Origin of the sequence: Protofrankia sp. Cr1, assembly GCF_963555865.1 — a bacterium.
In the GTDB taxonomy this organism is placed as follows: Bacteria; Actinomycetota; Actinomycetes; order Frankiales; family Frankiaceae; genus Protofrankia.
In genome coordinates, this window is record NZ_CAUVXO010000471.1 from 1 (window position 1) to 4,048 (window position 4,048).

The 4,048-nt window shown below is 64.7% G+C and carries 5 protein-coding genes; 4 read left to right on the forward strand and 1 reads right to left on the reverse strand.

Translation table 11 applies throughout. From position 1 onward, the window contains the following. Positions 1 to 173 precede the first annotated feature (173 nt). Positions 174 to 317 carry a hypothetical protein gene (locus U9980_RS23945; protein ID WP_322769998.1) on the reverse strand — a complete coding sequence of 48 codons (144 nt, stop codon included), beginning with the start codon at positions 315 to 317 and terminating at the stop codon, positions 174 to 176. A 474-nt stretch (positions 318 to 791) separates the two neighbouring features. On the opposite strand from U9980_RS23945, the gene U9980_RS23950 reads away from it, so the two are divergent. The 4 genes from U9980_RS23950 to U9980_RS23965 all read left to right on the forward strand — a co-directional run bounded on the left by U9980_RS23950 (position 792) and on the right by U9980_RS23965 (position 3,912). Then, positions 792 to 1,655, forward strand: a complete 864-nt coding sequence (locus U9980_RS23950) for a helix-turn-helix transcriptional regulator (RefSeq protein ID WP_322769999.1) — start codon at positions 792 to 794, stop codon at positions 1,653 to 1,655. Positions 1,656 to 1,670: 15 nt separating this feature from the next. Beyond that, the gene (locus tag U9980_RS23955; protein ID WP_322770002.1) at positions 1,671 to 1,877 is read left to right on the forward strand and encodes a DUF397 domain-containing protein; all 207 of its coding nucleotides are present in this window, start codon (positions 1,671 to 1,673) and stop codon (positions 1,875 to 1,877) included. Between the two features lie 472 nt (positions 1,878 to 2,349). Further along, positions 2,350 to 2,556, forward strand: coding sequence for a hypothetical protein (locus U9980_RS23960; protein ID WP_322770000.1), 207 nt, complete (start codon positions 2,350 to 2,352; stop codon positions 2,554 to 2,556). Between the two features lie 966 nt (positions 2,557 to 3,522). Then, positions 3,523 to 3,912 (forward strand): hypothetical protein, encoded by a 390-nt coding sequence (locus tag U9980_RS23965; RefSeq protein WP_322770001.1) that lies wholly within the window; start codon positions 3,523 to 3,525, stop codon positions 3,910 to 3,912. Positions 3,913 to 4,048: the final 136 nt, after the last annotated feature.

Genomic DNA, 4,048 nt, shown 5'->3' on the forward strand with positions numbered 1-4,048 from the left:
GTTGTGGAGCGTGTGCCGGACCTGCTCGGGGATGGGCTGATAGTCCCCGTCCAAACTGATCGTGACTGCCAGCCTTGCGGTGCCGGTCGGCAACGGGATAACCCGCTCGGGTGGGGTGAGCGGGCCAGGCAAGCGCCGGCCGGTGCAACGGGTCAGCGGTGAACGCTTTGACCTCAACGATTGATGTCGACGAACAACCGGTCGGTGTAGGCGGTCAGTACCTGCGCCTGGCCAGTCACGACATGCTGCAGGAGCCCGAAGGTGAACAGCACCTGGCGGACCGGGGGCAGCAGGGTTGCCGCGTCGCGCAGGTCCACGTGGATCAGCTCGGGCGACCGCCGCCCCCGCGACCAGGTCACACCAGCCGCGCCCGTGCTCCCAGCGAATCGCTTTGCGCTCCCCTGGCTTCCCCGGCCGGGGAGTGGCCTTCGCCTTCCGGTCATCGACCGTCAGCGGTGGGTCGATCTGGCCCTGCATCACGCGGATGGGGCTCCGCTCGTGTGCGGTCTCAAAGTCCGCGAACGCGCCGAGCGACCTCTCTCCGACGTCCTGCACGACGAACAGAAGCTCACGCACCGCCCCTCACCCCTCTCTGTTTCTCAGACCATGCCGGCCATCGGGAGGTGTGTCCCAACCGACGACGGAACGTGGCAATCTGTGTGCCGCATAGCATGCCTCTACATGATAGAAAAATGCAAGACATGCAATTGCGTGGATTGCAGGATGCGTCGACGCAGGCTCCGTGCCCGCTGCAGACCGACCCGCACCAACCCCTGACGGAGGACTGAGACATGCCGAGCGAACGGCAGGGGCCACCGACTGTCCGGCTACGGCGGCTGGCGTTCGAGCTACGCCGCCTGCGTGACACCGCGGGACTCACCCAACAGCAGGTGGCCGAGCAGACCGGAATCAACACGGCGACGCTCTACCGCCACGAGACGGCGCGCTCCCGGCCCCAGCGCCGCACCTTAATCGCGCTCCTCAACCTGTACGGTGCCACCGAACAGCAGCGCACCGATCTTCTGGCGCTGTCCCGCGAGGCCGATGCCCAGGGCTGGCTACGGCCCTACCACGCCGAACTGCCCGAGCAGTACACCGCCTACATCAGCTTCGAGGCCGAAGCCCGTAGCGTGCGCAACTACGAGTCGCTGTTCATCCCCGGTCTACTCCAGACCGAGGACTACACACGCGCCGTCATCAGAGGCGGCCTGCCGATGGCCAGCCAGAAGGAGGTTGAGCAGCGCGTCCAGGCCCGCATGGAACGCCAGAATTTGTTGACCACGGACAACCCGTTGCGCCTGTGGGCGATCGTCGACGAAGCGGCACTTCACCGTCTCGTCGGTGGAGCCGAGGTCATGCGCCAGCAGATGAACAGGCTGATCTCGGCTGCCAGCGAGCCACATGTGACAGTCCAGGTCATCGCCTACGCGGCCGGTGCCCACGCCGGCATGCAGGGGTCATTCGTGCTCATGGACTTCCCGAACCCAGCCGACCCTGAGATCATCCACATCGACAGCATGGCCGGCGACCTGTTCCTGGAAACCCAACCCGACGTCAGGCGGTATAGCCTGCTCTTCGATAACCTCCGTGCCATAGCCCTTAGCCCCGACGACTCGACGAGGTTGATCGCTAGCGTGGCAACGGGAGCGCAATGAGAGGAGGTGGCCAAGGTGCATCAGGTGGACCTCTCCCAGGCCGTGTGGCGGAAGAGCGCCCGCAGCAGCGCCAATAGCCAGTGCGTCGAGGTAGCGTTCCTCGACAACGCTGTCGCTGTACGTGACTCCAAACACAAGGACGGCCCCGTACTACTCTTCACGTCCGGCGAGTGGGACGCCTTCGTCGGCGGCGTCATGGACGGAGAGTTCATGCAGCGCTAGACTTATAATTCCCCCAGTTGATCTATAAATTCCCGCAAACGAATAGCACCTACCTGGCAATTGCCAGGTAGGCCGGGGCCGCGGGAAGGGCCCCGACCGGTCTGGGTCGGTATTGCCTCGGCTGTCACCGATCCGGGCGGGCAGCCAGTCCGCCAAAGATGCGGATGCAGCGGCGGTTCACGATCCGGCCGTCAACGCGGCGGCTTGTCTGGATGGTTTCGCTGCCAAGCAGCTTGAGCGCGGCGGCGAGTTGCGCGACGCCCCATCCGGCGTAGACGCAGTGCCGTAGCTCGGCGAGCCACGCGGTTACGATTTCGGACCAGGCTTGGCCTCGGTGTGTGGGACAACAGCGAGGATGTCGCCGACAAACGAATAGGTCGACGCAGAGTCGGTCTCCGCAGCCACCCGAGCCTTGGCCTACGTGCACTGCTCGACTAACAGCCCGCCGCCGTCCCGAGAAGCGCCTGACCCGATGGAGACCATCATCGACGGGGTCTCCCTCACCTTCGACGAATACCTCCTCCCGCCCACCCTCACTCCAGCCGGCTACACCCTGATTGCCGACATTCGGATTGGTGCCAGCCTTCTTCGCTGTGTACACAATCTTGACTACTGTTATCCGAACCTCGGGGTGGGCCACGCTGGCACGGCCGGTCGCCACAGGCGAGCCTGGCAGTGACCTGGGGTATCCGTCCAACGCGCCACTCTGGCCGGACCGCTGCCCCTGCGGGGCACACTCGGCGCCGTAGCCGGGCTGATCGCCACACATCCTTACCCCTATCCGGCACGGAGCGCTGGTGTCCGAGCGCCGCCCCGCGACGCCCCCTCACGATCGCGCCATCCGCTACCTGCATGACGCCGTGACGTCACCCGGTAAGAAATATTGTGAAATGTTGTTCCTTACATGACCATCTGTTGTGTCACCTGTTCGCCGAGTGACGCCTCCTGGAGCCGGCAAACTGTGACTCTCTGTATCCTACTGGCATCAGTGGAGGCCCATCCCGCACTAGCGGACCACCGCACAGATATCCTGCGGCCCGCGCGCACTCGTGCGTCCACTTTGCTATCGGATGGCCGTTTCTCCGATAGCGGGCGATGGGACTCCGTGTGCGATCAGGCTGGCAAAGTGGCTGCATCCGCCCCGTGCAGCCAAGATCGGCGTACGCGCAAGAATGATCGCTTCTGATGCTCTGCCCACACGCGGGGGCGTCATGCGCGACTCGGCGGCATGCTCGGGTGGCGGCGTACCCGGGTCTCGTAATCGCCACGCTCTCGATTCACTCATAGTGACGGAGCTATGGCGGTTTCGCTGCAGTGTAGGGGTGTCCGGGTGACTTGTCTCCGTGTTCTTTGCCCTATTGCAGTTACCCCGGGCTATCGGGTTACAACATTGGATACATAACAGGTCTGATCGAAAAAGGGTTCGGTCTGCATGGGTGACCGGTCGAACGGGGGATGTGTCGGCCGCGGTTGGGCGGTCGGCGTCGTGTGCGCGGGGCTCCTGCTCGCTGGCTGTAGCAGCGGCAGCGGCAGGCCGGTTCCGCCGTCAGCACGCCCATCAGCGCGCCCGTCAGAGGTGCCGTCTGCGGCGATCACAAGTGCGCCGGCGTCGCCGTCTCCCCCTACCGGTCGAGCCGCGCCGGAGGTGCTCGCGGCCTACCGGGGGATGTGGGCGGACTGGGTCGCCGTCGCCGAGACGTCCGACTATCAGAACCCTCGGCTGACCGCGCATGTGAGCGGCGACGCGCTTTCGTTGATTTACAAGGCCGTGTACGCCAACAAGCGGGATGGCCTGGTCACCCGGGGGACGCCGACGTTTTCTCCCCGGGTTTCCGCGCTGACACCGACCGATGATCCGAACCGGGCGACGGTCGTTGATTGCGCCGATGACAGCGGATGGCTGCATTACAGACTGGATGGTCGTCTTGAAGACCAGATCCCGGGCGGGCGACATCATGTTCAGGCTCTCGCGGTGGAAACGTCGGGAACCTGGAAGATCGATGTTCTCGTGATAGACAAGGTCGGCTCATGCTGAAACGCGCGCTCTCGACGGCCGTCATTGTCTTGCCGATTGTTCTCATCGCTACCGCCGTACCGGCGCGGGCCGATGGTGGGTTCGGCGACGCGGTCTGCTCTCGGGAGACGGCGGGTTGCGATCTGTGGGTGGGTAC

Coding starts and splice junctions, on each gene's coding strand:
- U9980_RS23950 (WP_322769999.1), top strand. CDS start 792: ATGCCGAGCGAACGGCAGGGGCCACCGACTGTCCGGCTACGGCGGCTG.
- U9980_RS23960 (WP_322770000.1), top strand. CDS start 2,350: ATGGAGACCATCATCGACGGGGTCTCCCTCACCTTCGACGAATACCTC.